The organism is Candidatus Dormiibacterota bacterium (assembly GCA_036495095.1).
Lineage (GTDB): Bacteria > Chloroflexota > Dormibacteria > Aeolococcales > Aeolococcaceae > CF-96.
Window position 1 is genome coordinate 1 of sequence record DASXNK010000026.1, and the last position, 23,970, is coordinate 23,970.

The 23,970-nt window shown below is 75.4% G+C and carries 23 protein-coding genes and 1 pseudogene; 10 read left to right on the forward strand and 14 right to left on the reverse strand.

Features of this window, described 5'->3' with window-relative positions; all coding sequences use genetic code 11:
* From VGL20_02950 to VGL20_02960, 3 genes are all read left to right on the forward strand, one after another.
* Window positions 1–366: Hsp20/alpha crystallin family protein (locus tag VGL20_02950; GenBank protein HEY2702627.1), on the forward strand; the 366-nt coding region annotated here is incomplete at its 5' end.
* 70 nt (window positions 367–436) lie between these two features.
* Window positions 437–1,000 carry a YceI family protein gene (locus VGL20_02955; protein HEY2702628.1) on the forward strand — a complete coding sequence of 188 codons (564 nt, stop codon included), beginning with the start codon at window positions 437–439 and terminating at the stop codon, window positions 998–1,000.
* Window positions 1,001–1,011: 11 nt separating this feature from the next.
* A complete protein-coding gene (locus VGL20_02960; GenBank protein HEY2702629.1) occupies window positions 1,012–1,560 on the forward strand; it encodes a hypothetical protein in 549 nt (182 codons plus the stop codon).
* A 69-nt stretch (window positions 1,561–1,629) separates the two neighbouring features.
* On the opposite strand, the gene VGL20_02965 is transcribed toward VGL20_02960, so the two are convergent.
* Together VGL20_02965 and VGL20_02970 are read right to left on the reverse strand one after the other, a co-directional pair.
* Window positions 1,630–2,688 (reverse strand): GNAT family N-acetyltransferase, encoded by a 1,059-nt coding sequence (locus VGL20_02965; protein ID HEY2702630.1) that lies wholly within the window; start codon window positions 2,686–2,688, stop codon window positions 1,630–1,632.
* Window positions 2,689–2,791: 103 nt separating this feature from the next.
* Window positions 2,792–3,571: pseudogene (locus tag VGL20_02970) on the reverse strand (TIGR03560 family F420-dependent LLM class oxidoreductase).
* A gap of 204 nt (window positions 3,572–3,775) precedes the next feature.
* Here VGL20_02970 and VGL20_02975 point away from each other — a divergent pair.
* Entirely contained in the window at window positions 3,776–4,867 is a 1,092-nt protein-coding gene (locus tag VGL20_02975) for a hypothetical protein (protein ID HEY2702631.1), read from the forward strand.
* 6 nt (window positions 4,868–4,873) lie between these two features.
* Here the strand turns inward: VGL20_02975 and glnII are convergent, their stop codons facing one another.
* The 4 genes from glnII to VGL20_02995 form a co-directional block, all read right to left on the reverse strand.
* Window positions 4,874–5,896 (reverse strand): glutamine synthetase GlnII, encoded by a 1,023-nt coding sequence (gene glnII / locus VGL20_02980; GenBank protein ID HEY2702632.1) that lies wholly within the window; start codon window positions 5,894–5,896, stop codon window positions 4,874–4,876.
* Between the two features lie 411 nt (window positions 5,897–6,307).
* Window positions 6,308–6,811, reverse strand: a complete 504-nt coding sequence (locus VGL20_02985; GenBank protein ID HEY2702633.1) for an SRPBCC family protein — start codon at window positions 6,809–6,811, stop codon at window positions 6,308–6,310.
* Window positions 6,808–7,131, reverse strand: a complete 324-nt coding sequence (locus tag VGL20_02990; GenBank protein ID HEY2702634.1) for a metalloregulator ArsR/SmtB family transcription factor — start codon at window positions 7,129–7,131, stop codon at window positions 6,808–6,810. Before VGL20_02990 ends, VGL20_02985 begins: the two co-directional genes overlap by 4 nt.
* A gap of 80 nt (window positions 7,132–7,211) precedes the next feature.
* On the reverse strand, window positions 7,212–8,786 hold the full coding sequence (locus VGL20_02995) for an NAD(P)/FAD-dependent oxidoreductase (GenBank protein ID HEY2702635.1): 1,575 nt from the start codon (window positions 8,784–8,786) through the stop codon (window positions 7,212–7,214).
* A 93-nt stretch (window positions 8,787–8,879) separates the two neighbouring features.
* Between VGL20_02995 and VGL20_03000 the strand changes: the two genes are divergently transcribed.
* The gene (locus VGL20_03000) at window positions 8,880–9,473 is read left to right on the forward strand and encodes a TetR/AcrR family transcriptional regulator (protein HEY2702636.1); all 594 of its coding nucleotides are present in this window, start codon (window positions 8,880–8,882) and stop codon (window positions 9,471–9,473) included.
* A 119-nt stretch (window positions 9,474–9,592) separates the two neighbouring features.
* Here the strand turns inward: VGL20_03000 and pgi are convergent, their stop codons facing one another.
* Both pgi and VGL20_03010 read right to left on the reverse strand, forming a co-directional pair.
* Window positions 9,593–11,224 (reverse strand): glucose-6-phosphate isomerase, encoded by a 1,632-nt coding sequence (pgi, locus tag VGL20_03005; GenBank protein HEY2702637.1) that lies wholly within the window; start codon window positions 11,222–11,224, stop codon window positions 9,593–9,595.
* A 13-nt stretch (window positions 11,225–11,237) separates the two neighbouring features.
* On the reverse strand, window positions 11,238–11,879 hold the full coding sequence (locus VGL20_03010) for a maleylpyruvate isomerase family mycothiol-dependent enzyme (protein HEY2702638.1): 642 nt from the start codon (window positions 11,877–11,879) through the stop codon (window positions 11,238–11,240).
* A 246-nt stretch (window positions 11,880–12,125) separates the two neighbouring features.
* On the opposite strand from VGL20_03010, the gene VGL20_03015 reads away from it, so the two are divergent.
* On the forward strand, window positions 12,126–13,325 hold the full coding sequence (locus VGL20_03015) for a hypothetical protein (protein HEY2702639.1): 1,200 nt from the start codon (window positions 12,126–12,128) through the stop codon (window positions 13,323–13,325).
* A gap of 60 nt (window positions 13,326–13,385) precedes the next feature.
* The gene (locus VGL20_03020; GenBank protein HEY2702640.1) at window positions 13,386–14,066 is read left to right on the forward strand and encodes a hemolysin III family protein; all 681 of its coding nucleotides are present in this window, start codon (window positions 13,386–13,388) and stop codon (window positions 14,064–14,066) included.
* A gap of 18 nt (window positions 14,067–14,084) precedes the next feature.
* Here the strand turns inward: VGL20_03020 and VGL20_03025 are convergent, their stop codons facing one another.
* The 4 genes from VGL20_03025 to VGL20_03040 form a co-directional block, all read right to left on the reverse strand.
* Complete coding sequence (locus VGL20_03025) at window positions 14,085–15,284, reverse strand: hypothetical protein (GenBank protein ID HEY2702641.1); 1,200 nt, start codon at window positions 15,282–15,284, stop codon at window positions 14,085–14,087.
* A 90-nt stretch (window positions 15,285–15,374) separates the two neighbouring features.
* Window positions 15,375–16,526, reverse strand: coding sequence for an FAD-binding oxidoreductase (locus VGL20_03030; GenBank protein HEY2702642.1), 1,152 nt, complete (start codon window positions 16,524–16,526; stop codon window positions 15,375–15,377).
* Between the two features lie 77 nt (window positions 16,527–16,603).
* Window positions 16,604–18,427, reverse strand: coding sequence for an FAD-binding protein (locus VGL20_03035; protein HEY2702643.1), 1,824 nt, complete (start codon window positions 18,425–18,427; stop codon window positions 16,604–16,606).
* Between the two features lie 18 nt (window positions 18,428–18,445).
* Entirely contained in the window at window positions 18,446–19,540 is a 1,095-nt protein-coding gene (locus tag VGL20_03040; GenBank protein HEY2702644.1) for an ABC transporter permease, read from the reverse strand.
* Window positions 19,541–19,767: 227 nt separating this feature from the next.
* Between VGL20_03040 and VGL20_03045 the strand changes: the two genes are divergently transcribed.
* Complete coding sequence (locus VGL20_03045) at window positions 19,768–20,079, forward strand: hypothetical protein (protein ID HEY2702645.1); 312 nt, start codon at window positions 19,768–19,770, stop codon at window positions 20,077–20,079.
* Window positions 20,080–20,123: 44 nt separating this feature from the next.
* Here VGL20_03045 and VGL20_03050 read toward each other — a convergent pair whose 3' ends face one another.
* A complete protein-coding gene (locus tag VGL20_03050) occupies window positions 20,124–20,657 on the reverse strand; it encodes a GNAT family N-acetyltransferase (protein ID HEY2702646.1) in 534 nt (177 codons plus the stop codon).
* Window positions 20,658–20,713: 56 nt separating this feature from the next.
* Between VGL20_03050 and VGL20_03055 the strand changes: the two genes are divergently transcribed.
* A complete protein-coding gene (locus VGL20_03055) occupies window positions 20,714–21,508 on the forward strand; it encodes a methyltransferase domain-containing protein (GenBank protein HEY2702647.1) in 795 nt (264 codons plus the stop codon).
* 57 nt (window positions 21,509–21,565) lie between these two features.
* Window positions 21,566–22,561, forward strand: coding sequence for a hypothetical protein (locus VGL20_03060; GenBank protein HEY2702648.1), 996 nt, complete (start codon window positions 21,566–21,568; stop codon window positions 22,559–22,561).
* 19 nt (window positions 22,562–22,580) lie between these two features.
* Here the strand turns inward: VGL20_03060 and eccD are convergent, their stop codons facing one another.
* Complete coding sequence (gene eccD / locus VGL20_03065) at window positions 22,581–23,948, reverse strand: type VII secretion integral membrane protein EccD (protein HEY2702649.1); 1,368 nt, start codon at window positions 23,946–23,948, stop codon at window positions 22,581–22,583.
* Window positions 23,949–23,970 lie beyond the last annotated feature (22 nt).

Below are 23,970 nucleotides of genomic sequence, written 5' to 3' on the forward strand. Positions count from 1 at the left end.
GTCGAGCGCACCGACGACGCGCTGATCGTCCGCGCCTCGGTCCCAGGGTTCGACCCCGACGAGGTGACGGTCACGGTCGACCAGGGGGTGCTGACCATCGAGGCCCAGCACCAGCAGGAGGACGAGAAGAGAGAGCAGAACTTCGTCCGCAGGGAGCGGTTCGTCGGGCGCATGTACCGCCAGATCGCGCTTCCCCAGGAGGTGAAGGGCGATCAGACTCGCGCGGAGTTCAGCAACGGCGTGCTGACCGTGACCATCCCGCTCGAGCAGAAGTCCGAGCCGAGGAGGATCCCGGTCCAGCCGGCCGGGGAGGCCGCGGCGTCACCGGCGCCCGCGTCGCAGGAGGCCGCGCCGGCCCAGGGCTGACGGGATCGTCGAGGCGGCGGCTCCCCACCTCGGGATGCCGCCGCCACGTGGTCACAGAGGAGCACGCACCATGGCACAGCTGGCGACCCAGTCCCAGGCCTCCCTGCCGCCCGCCGGGACCTGGGCGATCGACCCCTCGCATTCCTCGATCGAATTCTCGGTGCGCCATCTGATGGCGGCGAGGGTCCGCGGGCACTTCACCCGGTTCTCGGGCACGGTGGTGGTGGGGGAGACCCTCGAGGAGTCCTCGGTCGCCGCGGAGATCGACGCCGCGAGCATCGACACCCGCTCGCCGGACCGCGACGCGCACCTGCGCTCCGCCGACTTCCTCGACGTCGAGCACCACCCCACGCTCACCTTCCGGAGCACCGCGCTGCGCCACGCCGGCGGTCAGGAGTGGCGCATCGACGGGGAGCTCACCATCCGCGGGATCACCCGGCCGGTGACCCTCGACGCGACGTACCACGGCAGCATGCGCGATCCCTGGGGCAACGAGCGCCTCGGCGCGCACGCCACCACCACCATCGACCGCGATGAGTACGGCCTCACCTGGAACCAGCCGCTCGAGACCGGCGGCCTGCTGCTCGGAAAGAAGGTCGAGATCGAGATCGATGTCGAGGCGGTCCGCAGCTGAGGAGCGTGGCCATGGAAGAACGGCACATCGACAGCGGCCACGCCCGCCTCGGCCGTGGACGTGCGAGCGGCGCGGCGCGCGAGGTCGCGAAGCCGCGCTGGCATGAGGGCGTCGATTCCGGCGGGGCGCTGAAGGAGGGGATCGCGGTTCCCTTCGGCACCCGGCTTCGCGCCGTCGACGGCTCGGCGCTCGGCCGCATCGAGAGGATCGGAGTCGATCCCTTCGGTGCCGTCAATGCCTTCCTCACCCCCACGAGCATGTACCCCGCGGCGGCGATGCGGTCGGCGTCGGAGGCGACGCGCACCGTCGTGGTCGATCCCACCGAGCGCCGCCGCGTCGTCGTCGTCCGCGAGCTCGGACGTGCGACCAGGCTGTGGTCGACCGACGACGTGGAGTTCAGGCTGTCGGGGATCCGCCTGCCCATCGATGCCCGCCGGCCGGCGAGCGTCATCGTCCGTCCGCGTCCGTGGGGGGAGAGGCGCGAGCTCCAGTGGAGCACGGTCTTCGTCGACGGTGGCGGGCTCCCGGTGGCGATGTACTGCCGCAGGCGGCCCGGCTGATCCTGCGTCTCGATGACCACCGGCCACTGCTTGCCTCGGCCCATCCACTGTGCCAGTCTGCCGGGACGCTCAGCCGGTGCGGACGACGTACACCCCGCAGGGTGCGAGGCGGACGACGCTGCCGGCGATGCTGCCGACCACCAGGCGGCGGGGGCCGCGCACCCCCCTGCTCCCGACCACGATCAGGTCCGCGACCTCCTCCTCCGCGATCGCGAGCAGCACCTGCACCGGGTCGCCGCGCCGGGCGTGGGTGACGACGTCGACCCCGGCGGCCCGGATCGGCGCCGCCACCCTGGCCAGTGTTGCCTCGGCATCGTGCGCGGTGGTCACCTGCCAGCCCAGGTCGGAGAGGCTGTCGGGCACCGAGCGCAGATCCTCGGGAGGGCCGGCACCGCCACCGAGCCCATGGGCGCTGACGAGATGGAGGCGCGAGCCGAAGCGCGACGCCAGGGTTACCGCCTGCCGGACCGCCAGCTCCGCGGTGGCCGAGCCGTCGGTGCCGGCCAGGATCGTGCGCAGCTCTCCGCCGGACGGCCGCGACACCGCGTCGGCCCGGGCGCGGGGCTGCGCCGACGCGACCGCGTGCCGCACCGCCCCGCCGACGAAGACCAGCGAGCCGGCCGCGGTCTCGCGGAGCAGCCGGTTCAGGTCCCGGCCGATGCCGCGGCGCGCGGGCAGCTCGACCCGGAGCTCGAGATGGGGCCCATCGCGAGCCGACTCGCTGTCGCCGAGCCCGCGGATGACCCGGATCGCCCGCGGGTTGTCGGCCATCACCACGGCGCTGAAGCGCCGGACCCCCTCGTGGCGCGCCCTCCACGCGAGGCGTTCGAGCAGCACCCGTCCCAGGCCGCGCCCGTGCCACTCGTCGACCACCGCCACCGCCACCTCGGCGATCTCCGCGTCCTCGGCGGAGCGGATGTAGCGAGCGACCCCGACGGTCTGGTCGCCGTCGAGCGCGATCAGCGCCTCGTGGTCGTGATGGTCGACCTCGGTGAAGTAGGCGAGCATCGCATCGCTGATCTGGGGCATCGCGGCGAAGAAGCGCCGGTACCGCGACTCCGGACTCAGGCGGTGGAAGGTGGCGCGCAGCCCGTCCTTGTCATCCGGGTCGATCGGGCGAACCCGCACCGTCGACCCGTCGCGAAGCCGGACCGTCCGAACCCTGCGGCCTGTCATCGCCACCTCGCGGCAGGCTAGCACGGAGGCCCGGATCCGCCGCTCCGAGGTGCGCTCAGCCGGTCACTCCCGCGGCGGTCGCCGCGAGCTCGATCGGCGCCAGGTCCTCCACGTTGCAGATTCTCATGGTCACGCCGTCGGCGCCCGCGTCGATGAGCTCCTGCAGCCGCGCCGCCAGCTGGTCGGGGGTTCCCGAGATCAGCTGGCGTGCGAGCTGGTCGGCGTCGAGCCCGCGGAGCATCGGCGGGGGAGAGGCGGCCAGCGACTCCAGGCGCCGGCGCACCCCGGCGGCGGTCTCGTCGATCACCACGGTGCCGGCGTGGGCGGTCTTCACGATCTCCGCGATGTCCCGGCCCTCGGCCTCGCAGTGCTCGGCGAGCACCTCCATCTTGTGCCGCACCGTGGCCGCGTCACCGATGACGTTGCACATGTCCGCGTGGCGTGCCACCAGTCGCAGGGTGCGCCGCTCCCCGTTCCCGCCGATGAGAATCGGCACCCGTTCGCGCACCGGCCGCGGGATGTTGTGCGCACCATCGACCCGGTAGTGGCGGCCCTCGAACGAGGACGTCGGCGAGTCGAACATCGAGCGGCAGATCCGCACCGCCTCCTCGAGCCGGTCCAGCCGCTCGCCGATGGGCGGGAACTCGAAGCCGTAGGCGCGGCTCTCGTCGTCGTTCCACGCGGCGCCGATGCCGAGGATGGCACGACCTGCCGAGATGACGTCCAGGGTGGTCACGGTCTTCGCCAGGTGCGCGGGGTTGTGGTAGATGACCCCGGTCACCAGGGTCAGCAGCTGGAGGCGCTCGGTGCGCGCGGCGAGGCCGCCCAGGGTGGTGTCGGGACGTGCAGGCCGAGGAAACGCATGGTCACTCCTTGAGTCGGGGAGTCGGGCGGTCCTGGGGTCACGGTAGGACCTGGAGCGCGCTCGACGTCAAGCGACGCTGACGGTTGTGGTGCCGGCCGCCATCCGCGGCGGCGGATCGATGGGCGTTCGCGATCGGTGCGGCGCGCTCGCCGGGCTACAACCACGTCGAGGCCGATGCACACCACCCAGCCACACGACCCGCCCGCCGACGACTCCGACGGCCCGGCCCCCGAGGCCGCGGCGCCACCCTCGCCGCTCGCGGTCGTGGAGGGAACCGGCCCGCCCCGGGTGCGCCCGCGGACCAGGCCCTCGCGGCCGCTGTCGTTCGTCCCCATCCCCGAGAATGGCGCGACGGCGGCACCCGCGGCCGCCCTGCCCGGGACCGCCCGGCTCCGCTTCGTCCCGATGGACGCGTCCGGCGACGCCGAGATGGGCGCCGAGGCGACGGTGCTCCCGCTGCGGCCGGCGGGGTGGTCGGAGCGGGAGCCGGGGTGGCGGGGCCGGGCCGCGGTGGAGACCGATGCCGTCGTCACCGGAACCGCGGCAGCCGTGGCGGGGCCGGGACGGCCGGGGCGGACCCGCGTCGTGGTGGCTGGCACGATCTCGCTGATCGTGGTCCTCTGCACCACGGCGCTGCTCCGTCACCTGGTGGAGCGGCCCACCGGCGCGCCGGTTCAGCCCGCGGTCGCCTCGGCGGCGCAGGCGGCGGCGCCGGCGCCTGCCCGTGCCACCGGATCGCCGGAGGCGTCGCAGGCCACCGGGGCGGCCTCCACCCCGGCGCCGCCGCCCCCGACGGCGGCGCCCGCACCGGGCGCCGCACTCCTGTCGACCCCGGCGCCCGCCGCGCCTCGTCCCACGCCGCCGCCGGCGCCGTCGCCCCGGCCCACCCCGGCCACCCCGACCCCCAGCCCGACCGGAGCGCCCTCGGCGACGCCGGCGCCCCCGCCGCCGTCCTGGGAGTACAGCGGCAGCACCGGGGTCACCAACGCCTGCCACGGCGGCGCCGTGGAGTTCGGCGGCTGCACCTACACCATCACGGTGACGGCCGGCGGCGGCGGCACCCTGTCCGCGGTCGTCGCCGGCGACACCTCGTCCTCTCTGAAGCTGAAGATCCGCGACGCCGCCGGCCACAGCCTCGCAACCCGGTACGTCCAGCCCGGGCAGGCGTCGCTGGTCCTGGCGGTCCGGCCCGGCACCTACCGGGTGACCGTCCAGGAGCTCAGGTCGGCGACCTCGTCGTTCTCGCTGGTGGTGTCCGTCTCCTGAGGCCGCCTACATGGCGGTGGCCATCTCCCTGGCGGCGAGCGCCTCGCAGCAGGTCCCGACGATCAGACGGGTGACCACGTACGGGTCCATGTTGGCGTTGGGCCGCCGGTCCTCGATGTAGCCGCGGCCCTCGCCGGCCACCTGCCAGGGGATGCGGACCGAGGCGCCACGATCGCTGACCCCGTACGAGAACGCGTTCCACGGAGCCGTCTCGTGCTGGCCGGTGAGCCGCTCCTCGATGCCGTGGCCGTAGGACCTCACGTGCTCCAGCGGATTGGCCGCGAGCGCCTCGCAGGCGGTGATGACGGCGTCGTACGTCTCGCGCATCGAGAGGGTGCTGAAGTTGGTGTGGGCTCCGGCTCCGTTCCAGTCCCCGGGCATCGGCTTGGAGTCGATGCTGAAGACGACGCCGTGGTCCTCGGCGATGCGGTGGAGCAGCCAGCGGGCCAGCCAGAGGTGGTCGCTGACCTCGAGCGGAGCCACCGGACCGATCTGGAACTCCCACTGTCCGGGCATGACCTCGGCGTTGGTGCCGCAGATGGCGAGCCCGGCCTCGATGCAGGCGGTGGCGTGGTCCTCGCTGATCCTGCGGCCGAACGAGAGCCCTGCGCCGACGCTGCAGTAGTACGGGCCCTGCGGAGCGGGGAACCCGCCCTCGGGGAAGCCGAGCGGCCTGCCGTCCTTGAACAGCGTGTACTCCTGCTCGATGCCGAAGATCGGCTGCTGGCTCTCGTATCTGGCCACGACCTCACGCAGCAGCGCCCGGGTGTTGGTGGGATGCGGGGTCATGTCGGTGAGCAGCACCTCGCACATCACCAGGATGTTGCTCCCGCCCCGGATGGGGTCGGCGACGATGCACACCGGCTGGAGCACGCAGTCGCTCGCCCTGCCGGGAGCCTGGTTGGTGCTCGAGCCGTCGAAACCCCAGATGCCCGGCTGCGCGCCGTCGGGGAGGATCTTCATCTTCGAGCGAAGCTGTGCCGTGGGCTGGGTTCCGTCGATCCAGATGTACTCGGCTTTGTAGGTCATGACCCGAGCGTAGGAGACGGATGGGGCATCCGACACGTTCGGTGAGCATGAAGTCCCGGCCCCTCTTCCTGTGCACACGACGCGATGCAGGCCGTGCCTCGGCCAGGACCGGGTTGTCATCAATATTACGAATCAGTTAGGATCGGCCGCCCCAGGCCGCCGGCGGCACCGACGACCGCGAACCTCCCCGAGCCGGATCTGCTCTCCCGTCGCATGAGAGGGCGGTCGGTGGGCTCCCATGGCGTGCCAATGAGCCATGGTGAGCCACCGGCGCCTGCGACGGACGCAGGCCGGCTCGTTTCGCTCCGGGGACCGGCCGCCCGCTCACCTGCCTGCGTACGGTCGCGCGCGACTGCGCCGTCCCGGTCTGACGGCGGAGGCCCGTTCGCGCGGGGCCTCCGCCGCCACCGCTCAGGCCGGGAGCGACTCGCCGGTCTCGAGCAGCGTCTTGAGACCGCTGAGCACCCAGGCCCAGCCACCGCCCGCGCCCTGCTGCTCGTGGGCCCCGGCGACCAGCGACGCCATCTGCGGCGCGCCCTGGAGATCGTGGGTCACCGTCAGCCTGGTGACGCCGTCCCTGACCTCGCGGATCTCGTAGGTGAGGCGGGTGAACCCCTCCGCCGCGAGACCGGGCTCCATCAGCATGCGCCAGGTCTGGACGAGCCGGTGGGGCGGGTCCGACTCCACGACCTCGCCGTCCATACCCACCTCGGGCGCGCCCATCTCCCGCATCTCGGCGGTCGTCAGCCAGCGGTAGCCGCCGCCCGGTCGCAGGTCGAACTCCGAAGATCCGCCATAGCCGTACCGCTCCGTCCACTCGGGCTTGGTGATCGCGTCCCAGATCGCCTGCGGCGTCGCCCGGATGTACACGCGGTAGACCTGGGTGGTCACGTCCGTCTCGGTCGTCGGGGTCATGCGTTCTCCTTCTCCAGCTCGTTCTTGAGCTCGACGAGGGCCGACACGCGGCCCTCGGTGTACTTGTCGATCCACCGGTCGTGGATCAGGCGGATCGGCACCGGGTTGAGGAAGTGCAGCTTCTCCCTGCCCGACCGGCGGGCGACGACGAGGCCGGCGTCCTCGAGGAGGCGCAGGTGTTTCATGACCCCGAAGCGCGTCATCTCCAGCTCCGACTCCAGCTCCGTGAGCGTGCGGCCGTCACGCGTGAAGAGGAGGTCGAGCAGGAAGCGGCGCGTGGGGTCGGCGAGCGCCTTGAACACCCGGTCGTCGTCGGTCATGGGCTCATCATACGTGACCATATGGTCACGTGTCAAGACGTTGCCCCGCCTGCGCCGAGCTCCTCACCGGAGCGGCGCGCTCAGGCCGCCACCTCCACCGCGGCCGCCGGCACCGCCTCGATCACGGGCGGGGCGGGCAGCGTCTCGTAGCTCTCCGCGTCGAAGTGGCGCACCAGCCTGCGGAAGCGGAAGCTGAAGTCGGGCCAGAGCGTGGTGTTCCTGCCATTGCCGTCCAGATACCAGCTGGCGCAGCCGCCCGCGGTCCACACCGTGCCGGCCATGGCGCGCTGCACCCGGTCGTTGAAGGCGGCCTGTGCCGCCGGCCGCACCGCGATCGCGCCCACCGACCATGCGCGCATGTGGCGCAGCGCCTCGACCACGTATCCCGCCTGCGCCTCGGCCATCAGAACCACCGAGGTGTGGCCGAGCCCGGTGTTGGGGCCGAGCAGCAGGAACAGGTTGGGGAAGCCGGCCACCGTGGTCCCCCGGTGCGCCGCCATGCCGCCGGCCCACACCTCGGCGAGGCTGCGGCCGTCGCCGCCGCGTACCCGACCGGCGATCGGCACGTCGGTGACGTGGAACCCGGTGCCGAAGATGATGGTGTCGACGGCGCGCTCGCGCCCGTCGCGGGTGACGATCGAGTGCTCGCGCACCTCGGCGATGCCGTCGGTGACCACCTCGACGTTGTCCCGGGAGAGCGCCGGGAGGTAGTCGTCGGAGATGAGGATCCGCTTGCAGCCCGGCGCGTAGTCGGGGGTGAGCCGGGCGCGCAGCCGGGGGTCGGGGACCTGCCGCCGGAGGTGCATGCGGGCGACCGCCTCGACCACCGGCGCGAGCCGGGCGCGCACCAGCGGCAGCGCATAGAGCTCGCGTCCCCAGTAGATCGCGTTGCGCATCAGCCGCTGCGCCGCCGGCAGGCGCCGGTAGACGGCGCGCTCGGCGCCGGTGATCGGGCGCGCCGGGCGCGGCATGATCCACGGCGGGGTGCGCTGGAAGACGTGCAGGGCGCCGACCCGGGGCTGGATCCTGGGCACGAACTGGATCGCCGAGGCGCCGGTGCCGATCACCGCCACCCGCTCGCCGGCGAGGTCGTGCTCGTGGTCCCAGGTCGCGGAGTGGAAGGTCGTGCCCCGGAAGCGGTCGAGTCCGGGCAGGCGGGGGATCGACGGCTCGCTGAGCGGTCCCGCGGCGGTCACCAGCACCCGCGCCGAGAGCGGGCCCTGCGTGGTCTCGATCCGCCAGCGCTGGGTGCGCTCGTCCCACGCCGCATCCCGCATCTCGCAGTTCAGGTGGACGTGGGGGAGCACGCCCTGCTCCTCGGCGACGCCGCGCAGGTAGGCCTGGATCTCGGGCTGGGGCGAGAAGGTCGAGCTCCACTCCGGGTTGGGCGCGAAGGAGAACGAGTAGAGGTGGCTGGGCACGTCGCAGGCGCAGCCGGGGTAGGAGTTGTCGCGCCAGGTGCCGCCGACGTCGCCGCCGCGCTCGAGGACGACGAAGTCGCGGTTCCCCTCCTGGAGGAGGCGGACGGCCATCGCCAGGCCCGAGAAGCCGCCGCCCACGATGGCGACGTCGACCGCCGCGGGCAGCGGAGCCGCCTCGGCCGGGGCGGGGGAGTGCTCGACGGTGGTCATGGCCTGCGCGTCCTCCACGTTCATCCAGGTTACGCTGCTGTAGGTTACGCAAGCGTAGGCTACGGTGGTGTAACCTGTCAAGCCAGGGGAAGGCGCGTCAGCGCTCAGAGGAACGTCATGGCGATGCGGATGAGCGGCCCGGAGCGGCGGGAGCAGATCCTCGACGCGACCCGGTCGATCGTGGGCGGCCGCGGCTTCCACGCGGTCTCGATCGAGGCGGTGTCCCGGGCGGCGGGGATCACCCGGCCGATCGTGTACGAGCACTTCGAGAGCCTCGGCGGCCTGCTCAACGCCCTGGTCGTCCGCGAGAGCGCGCGGGCGCTGGCCCAGGTCTCGGCGGCGCTGCCCGCCACCCTCGGCGCTGGCGACCCCCGCGAGGAGCTGCTGGCGGCACTGCGCGGCTACCTCGACGCGGTGCGGTCCGACCCGATCACCTGGCGGCTGGTGCTGATGCCTCCCGAGGGCGCCCCGGAGCTGCTCCGCGAGCACATCGCCGCGGGCCGCGCGATGGTGGTCGCGCGGCTCGCCGAGGCGGTGCGCCCCGGGTTCGGGCCGGGGGGCGAGTCGCCCGATCCCGAGCTCACCGCCCGGATGATGTCCGCGCTCGCCGACGAGGGTGCGCGGCTGCTGCTCACCGACCCCGACCAGTACCCGGTCGAGCGCATTCTCGCGCAGACCGGCTGGATCCTCGACCAGCTCGGCGCGGGGTGACCGGCGCGTCCCCGGCTGGCATCATCGGGGGATGAGCGACCAGGAGACCCGCGTCTGCTACCTGTGCAAGAAGAGGACGCCGGCGGCGGACCGCCGCTGCGCGCACTGCGGCGCCATCCTCATCCGCCCCTCAGCAGGCGGTACCGGCGGATGAGGGCGTTCGTCGACGAGTCGTGAGAGAGCTCCGGCTCCGCCGGGCTCCGCAGCTCGTCGAGGATGCGCACCGCCAGCAGCTTGCCGAGCTCGACCCCCCACTGATCGAAGGAGTCGATCCCCCAGATGGCGCCCTGGGTGAAGACGCTGTGCTCGTAGAGGGCCACCAGCGCGCCGAGCAGCCGGGGGGTGAGGCGCTCGGCGAGCAGGACGTTGCTCGGCCGGTTCCCCTCCATGACCCGGTGCGGCACCACCCGCTCGTCTGACCCCTCGGCGCGCACCTCGTCCTCGGTCTTGCCGAACGCCAGCGCCTCGGCCTGGGCGAAGACGTTGGAGATGAGGATGTCGTGGTGCTCGCCGAGCGGGTTGAGGCTGCGCGCGAATCCGATGAGGTCGGCGGGGACCAGGGTCGTCCCCTGGTGGAGGAGCTGGTAGAAGCTGTGCTGTCCGTTGGTTCCCGGCTCGCCCCAGTACACGGCCCCGGTGTCGTAGTCGACGCGGTGGCCCTCGAGGGTGACGTGCTTCCCGTTCGACTCCATGGTGAGCTGCTGGAGGTAGGCGGGGAAGCGCTTCAGGTACTGGTCGTAGGGGAGCACCGCCGCCGTCTGGGCGCCGAAGAAGTCGCGGTACCACACCCCCAGCAGCGCCATCAGCACGGGCAGGTTCTCGCCGAGGGGCGCGGTGCGGAAGTGCTCGTCCATCTCGTGGAAGCCGGCCAGCATCTCGCGGAACCGGTCCGGACCGATCGCGATCATGGTGGACAGCCCGACCGCCGAATCCATCGAGTACCGGCCTCCGACCCAGTCCCAGAACCCGAACATGTTGGCGGTGTCGATGCCGAACGCCGCCACCCGCTCGGCGTTGGTCGACACCGCGACGAAGTGGCGTGCCACCGCGGATTCGTCGCCGAGGCGCTCGACGAGCCAGCGCCGCGCCGAGGTGGCGTTGGTCAGCGTCTCCAGGGTGCCGAAGGTCTTCGAGACGACGATGAAGAGGGTCTCCTCGGCGGCCAGGTCACGGGTCGCCTCGACCAGGTCGGTGGCGTCGACGTTGGAGACGAACCGGAAGTCGAGGTCCCGGTCGGAGTAGTGACGCAGCGCCTCGTAGGCCATCACCGGGCCGAGGTCGGAGCCGCCGATGCCGATGTTGACCACGGTGCGGATGCGGCGGCCGGTGTGCCCCGTCCAGCGGCCCGAGCGCACCGCGTCGGCGAGCTCGCTCATCCGGTCGAGGACCTGGTGCACCTCGGCGACCACGTCGACGCCGTCGACCACCAGGGTCCGGTCGCGGGGCATGCGGAGCGCGACGTGGAGCACGGCGCGGTCCTCGGACACGTTGATGTGCTCGCCGCGGAACATCATGTCGCGGTGCTCGGGCACGCCGCTCTCCTCGGCGAGCGCGACCAGGAGGCGCATGGACTCGTCGGTGACCCGGTTCTTGGAGTAGTCGAGGTGGATCCCGGCGGCGTCCGCGGTGAGCCGCTCCCCGCGCCCCGGGTCGGCGGCGAACAGGTCACGGAGGTGGCGGCCCTCGATCTCGGCGTGGTGCCGCTCGAGGGCTCTCCACGCGGCGCGCTCCCGCAGCCGGGCCAGGGTCATGGCCGGCGCTCCGTCATGCCGGCTCGGCCCCGAGCCGGCCCGCCAGCGTCGGCAGGCCCTCCCCGGCGAGCCCGACGAGCCCGGCGGGGCGGCCGGTCATGGCCAGCAGCAGCGACACCGCCGGCCCGGTCACGTCGGGCCCGGTCCCCGTCGACCACTCCTGGTCGGTGGCGCGCAGGGTGAGGCCGGCGATCCGCCTCTTGGTCCCCAGCAGCAGGTTGGAGCCCTTGTAGAAGTCGGCGCTGCGGGCCACCACCTCCGCCGGATAGGCGTGGGCGATGCCGAGCGGGCGGCGGATGTCCTCGCCGTGGAGGACGCACTCGCCGATCATCGCGTCGATCGGCCCGGGGGGATGGCTGGTGGCGCTCAGCTGCGCCCGGAAGCGGCCGAGCGCGTCGGCGCCGCTGTCCCCCCGCTCGGCGACGACCTCCCTGGCCACCATCGCGTTGAAGCGGAAGCCGGAGCCGGCGAGCCGCACGAAGAACGCCGGCGGGGTGAGCTTCGCGGTCGCCGTCATGTGGGCGAGGACGTCGCGCACCGACCACCCCGTGCAGAGCGAGGGCGTCGCCCAGCGCGACTCGGGCAGAGGCTCGAGGTCGGCGGCGAGGGCGGCGCGCTCGGCGTGGATGAGCGGCCAGGGGTCCGAGGCAGCCACTGGTGTCCTCCGATGTCAGCGAGGCGTCGAAACCGCCTGTCGCATTGTGCACGGCAGCCGGCCACCGGTGTGGTGAGTTGGCTGTCACCGGCAGTCACGTCGACAGTCAGGGCTTTGATCACCGACTCCGGGTTCACCCGTGTTGACAGCGGGTTTCCCATTGCTCGACCTCGACATTCGACCATGGTTGCGTCAGCATGGGCGCGCGCTCGCGAGCGACGAGAGGGGGCCATGAGGAGGCCGACCGTGTCCGTCGAACACATCACCATGCGTGCCCGAGCCCTGCTCGGGTGCGCCGCCACCGCCGGGCTGCTCGCCGCGGCCGGTGCACTCCTGCCGCCGGCGTCGGTGCGGGGGGCCACCGACGGGTGCAGCACCACCACCGGCACCACCACCTGCAGGTACGCGACCCCCGGAGAGCACAGCCTCGCCGTGCCCCCGGGGACGGCGGTGCTGCGCATCGGCGCGACCGGCGCGGCCGGCGCCGGCGGTGCCACGGGCGGACGGGCCGGGATGGGCGGCGCCGGCGGCGCCGGGGCGGTGGTCACCGCCGACGTCCCCGCGCCTCCGGGGGTGACCACCCTCTACGTCGAGGTCGGCGGCCCCGGCGGCGCCGGCGGGCCGGCCACCGGTCACGGCGACGGGGGCGCCCCCGGGCTGAACGGCGGCAACGGTGGCGGGAGCGGCACCGGGGGCGGCGGCGGTGGAGGAGGGGGCGGCTCCGACGTCCGCACCTGCGCGGTGGCGGCCTGCTCGTCCGCGGCGTTCGGCACCGCCGCCGATCCGCGACTGCTGGTCGCCGGTGGTGGCGGCGGTGGCGGTGGCAACGGCACCGGCGGCCGCGGCGGTGCCGGCGGCAACGGGGCCGGCGCTCCCGGACCGTCGGGCGCCGTCTACCCAGGCGGCGCCGGAACCGCCGGCACCGAGAGCGGCGGGGGCGGCGGCAGCACCGCCGGAGGCTCCGCCGGCGGGTCCGGCAGCGACGCCGGAGGGGCTGGCGCCGCCCCGGGTGGCGGCTTTGGCGGCACCTATCCGTTCGGTCAGGGCGGCGGCGGAGCCGGGGGCGGCGGTCTCTTCGGTGGCGGCGGCGGTGGCGGCAGCCAGGGCGGGAGCGGCGGCGGCGGCGGGGGCGGGTCCAGCCTCGTGCGCCCCGGCGCCAGCCGTGCCACCGCCACCGTCGGGGCCGGGGCGACGCCGGCGGTGACCATCACCTTCGCGGCGCCGGCGGTGCCCAACCCCGTCACCACGACGGCCACGACGACGGCCGGCGGGGGCGTCTCGTCGACGTCCACCACCAGCAGCGCCGTCGCCACCGCATCGGGGACCGCGGGCGGGGCGTTGTCGCCACCTGCGACCGGAACTCCGCAACCCTGGGACGGGGCGGCGCTGGTCGTCGCCGGAGCCGCGGTCGTGGTGATCGCTCTCGCCCGGCGGCGCCGGCGGTAGGGAGCGCCGCTGGGATCAGCCGCCGGCATGAGCTCGGCCCATCGGTGACAATGACGGCTCATGGAGATGGAGGGCGGGGCTGACCAGGGCGCGCCGCGGGCCGCGCTGCTGGTGGTGCCCCGGCTGCGGGGCGTCATCCACCAGTACGCGTTCTTCGCCGCGCTGCTCATCGGCGCGACCCTGATCGGGGTGGCGTCCTCGGGACGTGCCCGGACGGCGGTGGCGATCTACGCCGCCGGCCTCGCCGGCTGCCTGGGGACGAGCGCGCTGTACCACCGCGGCCACTGGTCGCCCGGGGTCCGGGCATGGCTGTGCCGCCTCGACCACTCCATGATCTTCGTCCTCATCGCCGGCACCTACACGCCGGTCTGCATGCTCGCCCTCTCCGGCACCCTGGGGACGGCGATGCTCGTCACCGTCTGGGTGGGCGCCGCGGTCGGCATCGTCATGACCCTGGTCTGGTGGCGGCCACCGGCGCTCGCCGAGGTGCTGCCCTACATCGTGCTCGGCTGGGTGGCGATCGTCGCCCTGCCCCAGCTCGGCGCCGCGCTGGGATGGCTGGCGCTGCTGCTGCTGTTCGCCGGCGGCGCCCTCTACACCGTGGGGGCGGTGATCTACGGGCTGGAGCGGCCCGACCCCTTCCCGAAGGTCTTCGGCTACCACGAGATCTTCCACTGCTTCACCATCGCCGCAGCGGGCGCTCACCTCGCGGTGGTGACGCTCCTCCTGGCGCGCGCCTGACCGGCCGGCGGCACAAGGCTATGCGGGGGCGTCCGCGGAGAGCGAGGTGAGCAGCTCGCCGAGGGGTCTGCAGAACTCGTCGTTGTCCCAGTAGTCGTGGGCGGGCAGGCCGCCGCCGCCGGCGACGCTGGCGACGTTGTCGACCCTGACGTCGCGCACCGGGATCGGCCTCCGCTCACCCGTGTCGGGGTCGTAGCTGAAGAACAGCCCGGGGGCGCCGGCGGCCAGCGGCTCGCCCAGCCGCCAGGTCGCGGGTGGTGCGAGCGGGTCGGCGATCGGGTCGCGCTCGTCGTAGAAGTTGATCCAGGGACCGCGCATCGCCCGCAGGTTGGCTCCGTCGGTGCCCCAGCCGAGCAGCTCGACGTACTTCCGCAGCGGGCTCCCCGCGGTCACCAGCGCGGCGGTGCGGTCGAAGAGCGGCGGCGGCAGCTGGGCGAGGACGTCGAACGCGAGCACGGTGCCGTTGCTGTGGCCGTTCACCACAACCCGGTCGACGTCGGCGCGGAGGAGCAGGCGGAGGAGCGCCTCCCGGACGAAGGCGCGCACCCGCTCGCGCAGCTCGTTGCGTGCGACGTAGGCGGCGACATCGTCCTCGACCTGGCGGAGGACGCCGAGCAGGCCGGTGGGGCGGGGGGGCGCGTCCGCCGGTGGGCTCCGGCGCAGCAGCCCGGGGAGGAGGTGGTGCTGGACCGGGTCCACGTCGGTGCGGACCCGCAGCGACGGCCGGGCCGACGGCGGGGCGTCGGCCTCGGTCTGGTGCCCGAAGACCGCTCCGACGTCGCGCACCGCCGTCCGCACCAGTCCGGAGATGGTCGCGTAGTGGGTGATCGAGGAGAGCCCGAGCGCGGCCACGTCGATCAGCGCCGCGGGGTCCGGGCCCTCCTCCTCGAGGTGGGAGTACACCAGCGCCACGTGGGCGACGCCCCGATCCGCTCCGGAGAGCCGCTGCCAGGCCGCCGAGGCGTCGGTGCGCCAGCGTCCGCCGTCGGTGAGCAGGCGGCCGAGTCGCACCAGCCCGGGCTCGACGGCGTGGCTCTCGGGCGGCCAGGTGCTCTGCACGTACACCGGTCCGCGATCGCGGTTGGGATCGTCGCCCAACCCCTCGCCCAGGGCGCCGCGAAGCCTCTCGTGGAGGTCGTCCGCATAGCCGGGCACCCCTGCGGCCGGCGGCTGCTGGAAGCCGATCCCGTGGATGGTGAGGAGGCAGGTGAGCGCCATCGCCGCAGGGAATCGTAGCCGCCCCGCGCCGCGATGACCGGGCCCGGCGTCAGCGGACGTCGCCGAGGAGCGCCAGCGTGGCCACGCCGGTCATCGCCGCCGATGCTCCCGGCCGGCGCCGATGAGGCGGGAGGGACCCAGCGCGGCGGCGTCGACCCCGTGGGCGGCCAGGTCGGCCGGGATCGCCTCGCCCCGGACCACCGCGGCGGCGACCCGGGCCAGCGCCGGCGCCGTCTGCAGCCCGTAGCCACCCTGTCCGGCGACCCAGTGGAAGTCCTCGGCGCCGTCGAGGTGTCCGACCACCGGTTCCCCGTCGGCGGAGAACGAGCGCAGGCCCGCCCAGGAGCGGGCGACGCTGCGGATCCCGAGGGTGGTCATCGCGTTGACGGCCTCGATCGCGCGAGCGATCTCCACCTCGTCGGGGCGGGCGTCGTGGGGCTCGACCGGGGTCGCGTCGGCGGGCGAGACCAGCACCGACTCGCCCTCGCCCCTGAAGTAGAACGACTCGTCGGCGGCGAGGGTGAAGGGCCAGCCCGCGGGCGAGGCCGCGAGGCGGCCACGGGTCAGGAAGATCGACCGGCGTCGCGGCTCGATGCCGAGCGCGGGCAGCCCGGCGAGCCGTGCGACCGGGTCGGCCCACGCGCCGGCGGCATTCACCACCGCCCCCGCGACCACTCGCGTCGAGTCCGTGTCCACCGTCCACGACGCCCCCTCGCGGCGGATGGCGTGCACCCGCCCGCCGAGCACGACCCGGCCGCCCCGGCCCCGCAGCCGCATCGCGTACGCGTGCAGCAGCCCGGCGACGTCGAGGTCGCCGGCGGTCTCGTCGATGGCCGCGCGGACGAGGATCTCGGGGCGGAGCGTGGGGGAGAGGGCGATCGCGTCGGCCACCGGCAGGTCGCGCACCGCGCCGCCCGGCTGGGTGGCGAGGATCCGCTCCAGCGCCGGCTCGCCGCCGGCTCCGGCGACGTAGAGCGCCGCCCGGGGCGCGAGCAGCGGCCGTCCCGCCTCCTCGGACAGGGCGCCGAAGCCGGCGAGGCTTGCCGTGGTCAGCCGCCGCACCATCGTGGGTCCGTAGCTGGGCACGTAGGAGGCCGCCGACCGCCCGGTGGCGTGCAGCCCCAGCTCGGGCTCGGCCTCGATCAGCACCACGCGGCGATCCAGGGCGAGCTCGGAGGCGACGGACATCCCGGCGATGCCGCCGCCGATGACCACCACGTCGGCATGCATCGAGCCGCCCATGTCCACGAGTATGTGGGGCACCCGCCGGACCGGTGGCGGACGTCACCCCGCTGTCACGCACCAGCAGGCGCTCGACCTCAGCCGGCGCGCCGGCTGACCCGACGACCGGCGCCGAGCTCCCCGACCAGCAGCGGCGCCACCTCCTGCCAGGGCGCCACCAGCCCGATGTCGGCAGCCTCGAAGATCGGCGCCTGCGGGTCGGGGTTGACCGCGAGCACGGTGCCGGCGCCGCGGGTGCCAACGATGTGGTTGAACCTGCCGGCGACACCGAGGGCGACGTAGAGCCGCGGCGAGATGCTGAGGCCGGTGATCCCCACCTGGCGGGAGCGGGGCAGCCAGCCCCGGTCGGTGACCCGCCGGGTGGCTGCCAGCTCGGCGCCCAGCACCTCGAGCAGCGGGCGCAGCGCGGGATAGTCCTCGGGGGGCACCCCCCCGCCGACCCCGACCACCACCTCGGCGCGGGCGAGGGCGTCGGGGTCGTCGTCGTGGTGGCGGGCGGTGATCTCCACCCGGCGGCGCGGCGACGCGACGATCATGGGGTCGACCCGGGCCAGGCCGCCGTCGCGCGGGGCGAGCAGCGGCAGGCTGCCGGGGCGCACCGTCGCCATCTGGGTGCAGGAGACGGCGGTGATCGCCGCCACCAGGCTGCCCCCGAAGGCGGGCTTCCATCCCACCAGCCGGCCGTCCTCGATGTCGAGGTCGACGGCGTCGCCGACCAGCCCGGCCCCGATCCGCGCGGCGACCCGGGAGCCGACCTCGCGGCCCCACATCGTGGCGGGGAGGAGCAGCGCCCAGGGCCGGCGATCGGCGCACCATCCGGCGACGGCGGCGGCGACGTCCTCCTCGACCGCGGCGCCGGTGATCAGCACCAGCGCGTCGGCGCCCCAGCTCGCCCACTCCGGCGCCATCCCGCCGCTGCCGAGCACCACCACCTCGCCCGCCTGCTCGGCGGCGAGCCCGGCGGCGGCGCCGAGCAGCTCGCGGGTCGCCCGCGGCCGGTCGGGATCGGCGAGGACGGCGATGCAGGGGCCGCCGGGGGCGCCGGCGGACCCGGGCACGGGGGCGGCGCCGCCCCAGCCGCCGCCGGCGTCGAGTGCCCGCCGCTCCTCGAGCAGGGCCACGGCGCGGCGCACCTGCTCGCGGACGGGGCCGTCGAGGCGCACCCGCAGCCGCTCGGCGGCGAGGTGGCGCACCCGCCCCACCCGGGTCGGGCTGCCCGGTTGCCCCCACGGCCCGGGGCCGAGCGCGGCGGCGTCGAGACGCCGGATGCGCTCGGCGGCGACCTGGGCACGCAGCTCCGGCGCCACCTTGGTGGGCTCACAGAGCCGTTCCGCACAGGAGATGACCGCGGGGAGGGCGGCGGTGAGCTCGACGCTGCCGTCGTCGGTCTCGCAGCGGACCCGCAGCCCCCCACCGGCCACCTCGAGCTCGCGGACCGCGGCGAGCAGGGGCAGGTCGAGCAGCTCGGCGAGCTCGGCGGGCACCTGCCCGGTGTCGGAGTCGACCGAGCTGCGGCCGCAGACCACGAGGTCGAAGGGGCCGAGCCGCTCCAGCGCGGCCGCGAGCGCGCGCGCCGTGGCCAGGGTGTCGCTGCCGGCGAAGGCGGGATCGGTGATCAGCACGCCGCCGCCGGCGCCTCCGGCGATCGCCTCGCGGAGGCAGTCCTCGGCGGCGGGCGGTCCGAGGGTGACCACGGTGCAGCTGCCGCCGTCGCGGGCGAGGGTGATCCCGGTGGTGACCGCCCGCCGGCAGTACGGGTTCATCTCCAGCTCGAGGCCGTCGCGCACCAGCCGGCCGTCGGGTCCCAGGGCCATCGCCTCGAAGCGCGGCACCTGCTTGACCACGACGGCGACGCGAAGCCCCCCCCGGTGGCCAGCCTCGCTGTCAGGGCGCACGTCCACCACGATACCGCCCGGTCCTCAGGCCTCGCGGCGCATCCACCAGACCGTGACCGCGCATCCCAGCAGGCCGGCGGCGACCACCGCGCCGAGCGCCCAGCGGAGCAGGCCGACGCCGCCGTTGGTGTCGGCGGCGGTGGTGACGGTGAAGTCGCTGGCGAAGGGGTTCGAGTTGTGGTGGGTCTGGAGGAGCAGCGTGTTCACCTCCTGGTAGGCGGTGAAGACCGCGTCCGCGCTGGGGGCGGCGACGAGGATGCTGTCGACCGCACCCGCCCCGCCGACCAGCCCCTGGGCGGTGGTGATCGGCACCAGCGCCAGCTCGTCGGCGGTGGCCTGGGCGGCCGGCGCTCGGAGCACGCCGACCACCGTCAGCGCCGTGGCCCGGACCTCGACGGTGTGCCCGAGGGCGCCGCCCGAGGGAAAGAGCGCCTGGGCGGCGAGGCTGCCGAGCACCACGACGCGAGCGCCGGAGGTGACCTCGGCGGCGCTGAAGGAGCGGCCCTGGGCGACCTGGCGGTGGACGGTGGGCAGCCAGCCGGGGGTCGACCCGGTCAGCGTCGCGGTGACCCGGTGCTCGCCGGCCACCACCGGCTCGCTGCGCTCGACGAGCGGCGCGACCGAGCTGGCGTCGGGCACCACGGTGGGATCGGCGAGCGCGGCGGCGTCGGCCATGGTGAGGCTGCCGGGACCGCCCGAGCGGGGCAGCACGGTGACCAGGTCGGGGCCGGGGGCCGGGCCGCGGCCGGTGACCAGGAGCGCCCCTGTCGCGGCCACCGCGGCCACCGCGCAGGCGGCGGCGAGGGCGCGGGCGCGCCGCGACCCGGGCCGCGGCCGGCGCAGTGCCACCGCAGCGGGAGCCGGGGAGGCGGCGGCCGGCGCCTCGACGACCGGCGCCAGCGCCAGCGCCAGCGCCGTCGCCGGCGGGGGCGCGGGGGCGGACGGCGTCGGACCCGCCGCCGGCGGCCGCGGGCGCCGCGCCGGGCGGGGTCGCGGCGCCGCCGGGACCGGCAGGGTGCGCAGCGCCGCCGGCTCGGGGCCGGTGCCGGGATCGATGTCGGCGAGGGCGTCGCTGACCAGCTCGGCTGCCGAGGTGGGGCGGGGCCTGCGCCCGCGCACCGGTGCCCCGGGCGCGCGCGGACGCGGCGGCGTGTGTCGCTCGGTGGCCACGCCCCTATAACGCCCGGAGGACCGATTGCCTGCGCCGCCGCGAACTCGCGCGATCGGACCGAAGGGTCAGGAGGGGTAGGATCTCTTCACTCCACGACAGATGGTCGCCCCCGAGGAGCGGATGGATCCGCCTCCGCCCTGGCGGGAGGGCCCGGAAGGAAGAGAGGAGGTTCTGCATGGTGGGGAACGACCGTTCGCGCACCCCCGCGCGACTCCGTCTGGCGGCGCTGCTCCTGGCCGCACCGCTCGCCGCGATGACCACGACCGTGGTCGCCGGCGCGGCTCCGGCTCCGGCGGCGCCGGTGGCGCAGACCGCGGCGGCGCCGGCCGCTGCTGATCCCGCGGTGGTGGTCGACCGCAGCAAGGGCCGTGACAAGGGCGACAAGGGCGGCGACCGCGGCGGCGACCGCCGCGGTGGCGACCGTGGTGGCGACCGTGGTGGCGACCGCCGCTGCGGCCTGCTGGCGGCGCTGCTCCTCGGCTGCTGACCCCGACCTGAGGGGGGCCGCTCCGGCGGCCCCCCGCTCGACGGCTACCAGACGTCGCCGTCGCGCCAGTCGCAGGTGAGCTCGCCGGACAGGTCGAGGGGGGTCGTCACCGGCAGGACGAAGATGCAGCCGTCCTCCTCCGCGGTGGGCACGACCCCGGCGGGGGTGAGCGTCGACGACGGGCCCTGCCAGAGCGCCCAGCCACGCGCCGCGTAGAAGTCCGCGGCCTCGTCGGCGGCGGCCAGCGCGCCGAGGTCGTACCCGCCTCGCACCACCCGCTCCAGCGCGTCCATCATGGCCGCGCCGTGGCCGCGCCCGCGGCGGTCGGCGCGCACCCCGACGCCCTCGACGTAGCCGGTGCGCAGCGCCCGCCCGCGGTGCAGCAGCCGCCGCTGGACCACCGACGCGTGCCCGATCAGCTCGGCGCCCTCCCAGACCAGGGCGTGCACCCCGCCCAGCGAGTGCTCCCAGTCGTGGTCGGTCAGCTCGCCCTCGAAGACGGCCTGGAGCAACGCCCGGGCGGCCTCGAGGGTGGCGGCGTCCAGGTCGGCGGTGTGCGCGGTGCGAACCTCGGTCATGTGCGTCATCCTCGCAGCGCGGGACCGCCGGGACCAGGTGCGAGGAGGGAGTGGCCGTGACCGGGCAGCCGTCGTTCGCCGGCGGGGCGCGGCCGTGGCTGGCCAGCCTGGGCGGGTTGCGCGAGGTGGTCCGCCAGGAGCTGATGGCCGCGCAGCTGGGCGAGCAGCTCGGTGGGGTGGGGCGGCCGCCGCTGCGCGTGCTCGACGCCGGCTGCGGCCAGGGCACCCTGGCGCTGCGCCTCGCGGGTGGGGGCCACCGGGTCACCGGGCTCGACCCCAGCGAGGAGCTGCTGGCGCACTTCGCCGGCGCCCTGGCCGCGCAGCCCGCAGAGGTCCGCGACCGGATCACGCTGGTGCGCGGTGCCGGCGAGGACGCCCCGGCACTGGTCGGCGGGGACTTCGACGTGGTGCTCTGCCACGGCGTGCTCATGTACTGCGACGACCCGGCGCCGCTTCTGGCCGCGCTCACCGCGGTGGCCCGGCCCGGCGGGCTGGTGTCGCTGCTGGTGCGCAACGGCATGGCGATGGCGATGCGGGCCGGCCTCGGCGGCAGCTGGGCCGAGGCGCTGGACGCCTTCGACCGTCGCGACTACGTCAACCGGCTGGGGCTGCGCGCCCGCGGGCACACCCTCGAGGAGCTCGACGCCCTGATGGCCGCCCACCGCTGGGCGCGCTGCGGTTGGTACGGGGTGCGGGTGTTCACCGACCACCTCGACTCCCCCGTCCCCGACGCGGCCGAGCTGGAGCTGCTGGTGCGCGCCGAGGACCGGGCCGGGCGCCGCGACCCCTACCGGTCGGTGGCGGCCCTGCTCCACGTCCTCTACACCGGGCCGGCGAGCGGGTCGCCGTAGGAATCGGCCCCCCCGGTCGTTGTTCAGTGGGCGTGGCGCTCACCAGGAGGTCGCGTGATGCGCGAGGAGCAGACGGCGGGGCCGGTCCCGGGGATCGCCGCGCGGGTTCGTGAGCACCGCCGCCGCCAGGGGCTGACCCAGGGGCAGCTCGGCGCCCGTGTGGGCCGTTCGGCGATGTGGGTCGACCGCCTGGAGCACGCCGACCTGGAGTGGGCGGCCGGGCTGGAGCGCGGTCTGGTCGACGTCGAGGAGCTGCCCGTGCTCGCCGATCTCGCCGCCGGCCTCGGGGTGACCGTGGCCGAGCTCGCCGGCGCCCGCGCTGCCACCCCTGCCGCCGCCGCCGTCCGCCCGGCGCCCGCTGCATCCGCGCCCGTCGCGGTGCGCCGGGCCGCCCAGCGGCCGCCGCGGCCCCGCCGCCGTCCCGGAGTGCCGGTTCGCACCCTCGCCGCGGGGGCGGGGATCGGGGTCGTGGTCACCGCCGTCGCGGTGGGGCTGGGACGGGCCGGCGGGAGCGGAGACCGGCACCCGGCCGTCGCCGCGGTCGCGGTGGTCGCCCCCGCCCTCGTCACCCCGCTGGCGACGGTGGCGCCGGCCCCGGCGGCCACCGACCCGCCGGTGCCCACCGAGGCTCCCGCGCCCACGGCGGCGCCGCCCGCCCCCGCGCCCCGCACCCCGGCGCCGACCCCCCGGCCCACCGCCCGGGCGGCGGTGGTGACGGCCACGCCGTCGCCCCGGGTGCCCGGCGCCGTGGCCGTCTTCCCCTCGCAGGTGCTGATGGTGGTCCCGGCGGGCAGCCAGTCGAACCCGACGATCACCTTCACCGTCAGCAACCACGGCTCCGCGGCGCTGACCCTGGGCGCGCTGCGGCTCACCAACCCCGGCTTCCAGGGGGTGCGGGACACCTGCAGCCGCGCCTCCCTCGCCCCCGGGGGGATCTGCAACGTCACCCTCAGGGTGGCGCCGGCGGCTGCGGGGCGGTACACCGGCGCGCTGGTGGTGCCGGTGATCGACGGCACCACCTCCACGGTGCCGCTCGAGGTCGACGCCCGCTGAGGTCGCCGGCGGTGACCCGTCAGCCGAGCCGGCGGCCGAGGTCGCCGATGGCCGTGTACACGCCGAGCGCGCCCATCGCCAGGGGCACCAGGGCCACCAGCGCCAGCGACTCGACCCGGCGCAGCCGGCTGCGGATCAGGGCGGACGAGCCGCCCCGGCCGCCGGCCAGCACCAGGCCGACCAGCAGCACGAAGGTGGAGAGCAGCAGCGCCACCCCGATCCCCGACGCGGCGTCGCCGCCGATGCGCACCGCCAGCCCCAGCTCGAGGCAGAGGCTGCCGGCGAGGGCCGCGATCAGCGGCGGCAGCCCCTGGCCGAGGAAGCGCTGGCGGCGGCTGCCGAGAGCAGCGGCGAGGGCGGCGGTGCCGGCGAGCGCGAGCTCCCAGGGCTCGGTGCTCAGCGCCAGCACCGCCAGCGATCCGGCGAGTGCCGCGGACGTCCCCGCGCTCAGCCAGGCGAGCAGGCGGTGGGACGCGTCGACCCGGGTGGCGACGTCCTCCTCGCCGAGCCCGGGCTCGCGGCTGGTGACCGCGCCGCCGAGGTGGAGGGCGGCGACCAGCAGCGGCAGCTGGGCGGCGGCGCAGACCGACAGAACCGCGAGCACCGCGGCCACCTGGCCCGCCGAGGCGCCCAGCGCCAGCCCCGCGGCGACGACCACCCCGGCGGGCAGCGCGGCCACGGCGAGGGCCGCCGCCGGGCCACGCGCCGCGGGCACGGCGAGGCCGGCGAGCGCGGCCCCCGCGGCCACCCCGAGGGCGGCGCCGGCCGCGCTCCCCGCCGGCCCCCCGGGATCGAGCAGCGCCCCGGCGATGCCGCCGGCGAACCCTGCCGGCACCACCCCGCTCAGCGCCAGGAGCGCCACCCCGACAGCGCCCGCCCGGGGCGCGGCCAGGCGCGCCCCCGCGGCCGCGACCGAGGCGATGCCGAGGGCCAGGCCGACGCGCATCCCGAGGGGCAGGTCGTGCACCGCGACGGCGGTGGCGAGCAGCAGCGCCGCAGCCGCGGCGAGGGCCATGACGGTGCGCCGGGCGGTCGCCGTCCAGAGGCCGCCGCGCAGGTCGACGGCGCCGGCGACGGCGTCGACCAGGTCGGTGACGCTCGCGGGCTCGATCTCGGCCAGGGGGCGGAGATACACCATGTCGCCGTCGCCCACCCCCGCGGCGGCGAGGCCGGCGGCGAGGCTCAGCGGCGCCTCGCCGAGCCGGCTCAGCCCCCAGCCGGTGCCCAGCGCCGCCTCGGGGTCGGCGGAGACCATCCGCACCAGGTCCGGGAGCAGCTCCGCCAGGGGGACGTCGGCGGGCAGGCTCAGGTCGACCGCCGACGCCGGGCCGGCGACCGTCACGGAGAGGAAGCGCGCCGCGCTCCCCAGTGGCGCCGGCGGCGACATGCCGGTATCGTACGCGCCGCCA

Bases quoted from the DNA above. Each gene is read 5' to 3' on its own strand.
- VGL20_02985 (HEY2702633.1), bottom strand. From the start codon at position 6,811: ATGACCCCGACGACCGAGACGGACGTGACCACCCAGGTCTACCGCGTG.
- VGL20_02990 (HEY2702634.1), bottom strand. From the start codon at position 7,131: ATGACCGACGACGACCGGGTGTTCAAGGCGCTCGCCGACCCCACGCGC.
- VGL20_02975 (HEY2702631.1), top strand. From the start codon at position 3,776: ATGCACACCACCCAGCCACACGACCCGCCCGCCGACGACTCCGACGGC.
- VGL20_03045 (HEY2702645.1), top strand. From the start codon at position 19,768: ATGGTGGGGAACGACCGTTCGCGCACCCCCGCGCGACTCCGTCTGGCG.
- VGL20_03030 (HEY2702642.1), bottom strand. From the start codon at position 16,526: ATGGGCGGCTCGATGCATGCCGACGTGGTGGTCATCGGCGGCGGCATC.
- VGL20_03050 (HEY2702646.1), bottom strand. From the start codon at position 20,657: ATGACCGAGGTTCGCACCGCGCACACCGCCGACCTGGACGCCGCCACC.
- VGL20_03060 (HEY2702648.1), top strand. From the start codon at position 21,566: ATGCGCGAGGAGCAGACGGCGGGGCCGGTCCCGGGGATCGCCGCGCGG.
- eccD (HEY2702649.1), bottom strand. From the start codon at position 23,948: ATGTCGCCGCCGGCGCCACTGGGGAGCGCGGCGCGCTTCCTCTCCGTG.
- glnII (HEY2702632.1), bottom strand. From the start codon at position 5,896: ATGACCTACAAAGCCGAGTACATCTGGATCGACGGAACCCAGCCCACG.
- VGL20_03025 (HEY2702641.1), bottom strand. From the start codon at position 15,284: ATGGCGCTCACCTGCCTCCTCACCATCCACGGGATCGGCTTCCAGCAG.
- VGL20_02955 (HEY2702628.1), top strand. From the start codon at position 437: ATGGCACAGCTGGCGACCCAGTCCCAGGCCTCCCTGCCGCCCGCCGGG.
- VGL20_02995 (HEY2702635.1), bottom strand. From the start codon at position 8,786: ATGAACGTGGAGGACGCGCAGGCCATGACCACCGTCGAGCACTCCCCC.
- VGL20_03000 (HEY2702636.1), top strand. From the start codon at position 8,880: ATGGCGATGCGGATGAGCGGCCCGGAGCGGCGGGAGCAGATCCTCGAC.
- pgi (HEY2702637.1), bottom strand. From the start codon at position 11,224: ATGACCCTGGCCCGGCTGCGGGAGCGCGCCGCGTGGAGAGCCCTCGAG.
- VGL20_02960 (HEY2702629.1), top strand. From the start codon at position 1,012: ATGGAAGAACGGCACATCGACAGCGGCCACGCCCGCCTCGGCCGTGGA.
- VGL20_03020 (HEY2702640.1), top strand. From the start codon at position 13,386: ATGGAGATGGAGGGCGGGGCTGACCAGGGCGCGCCGCGGGCCGCGCTG.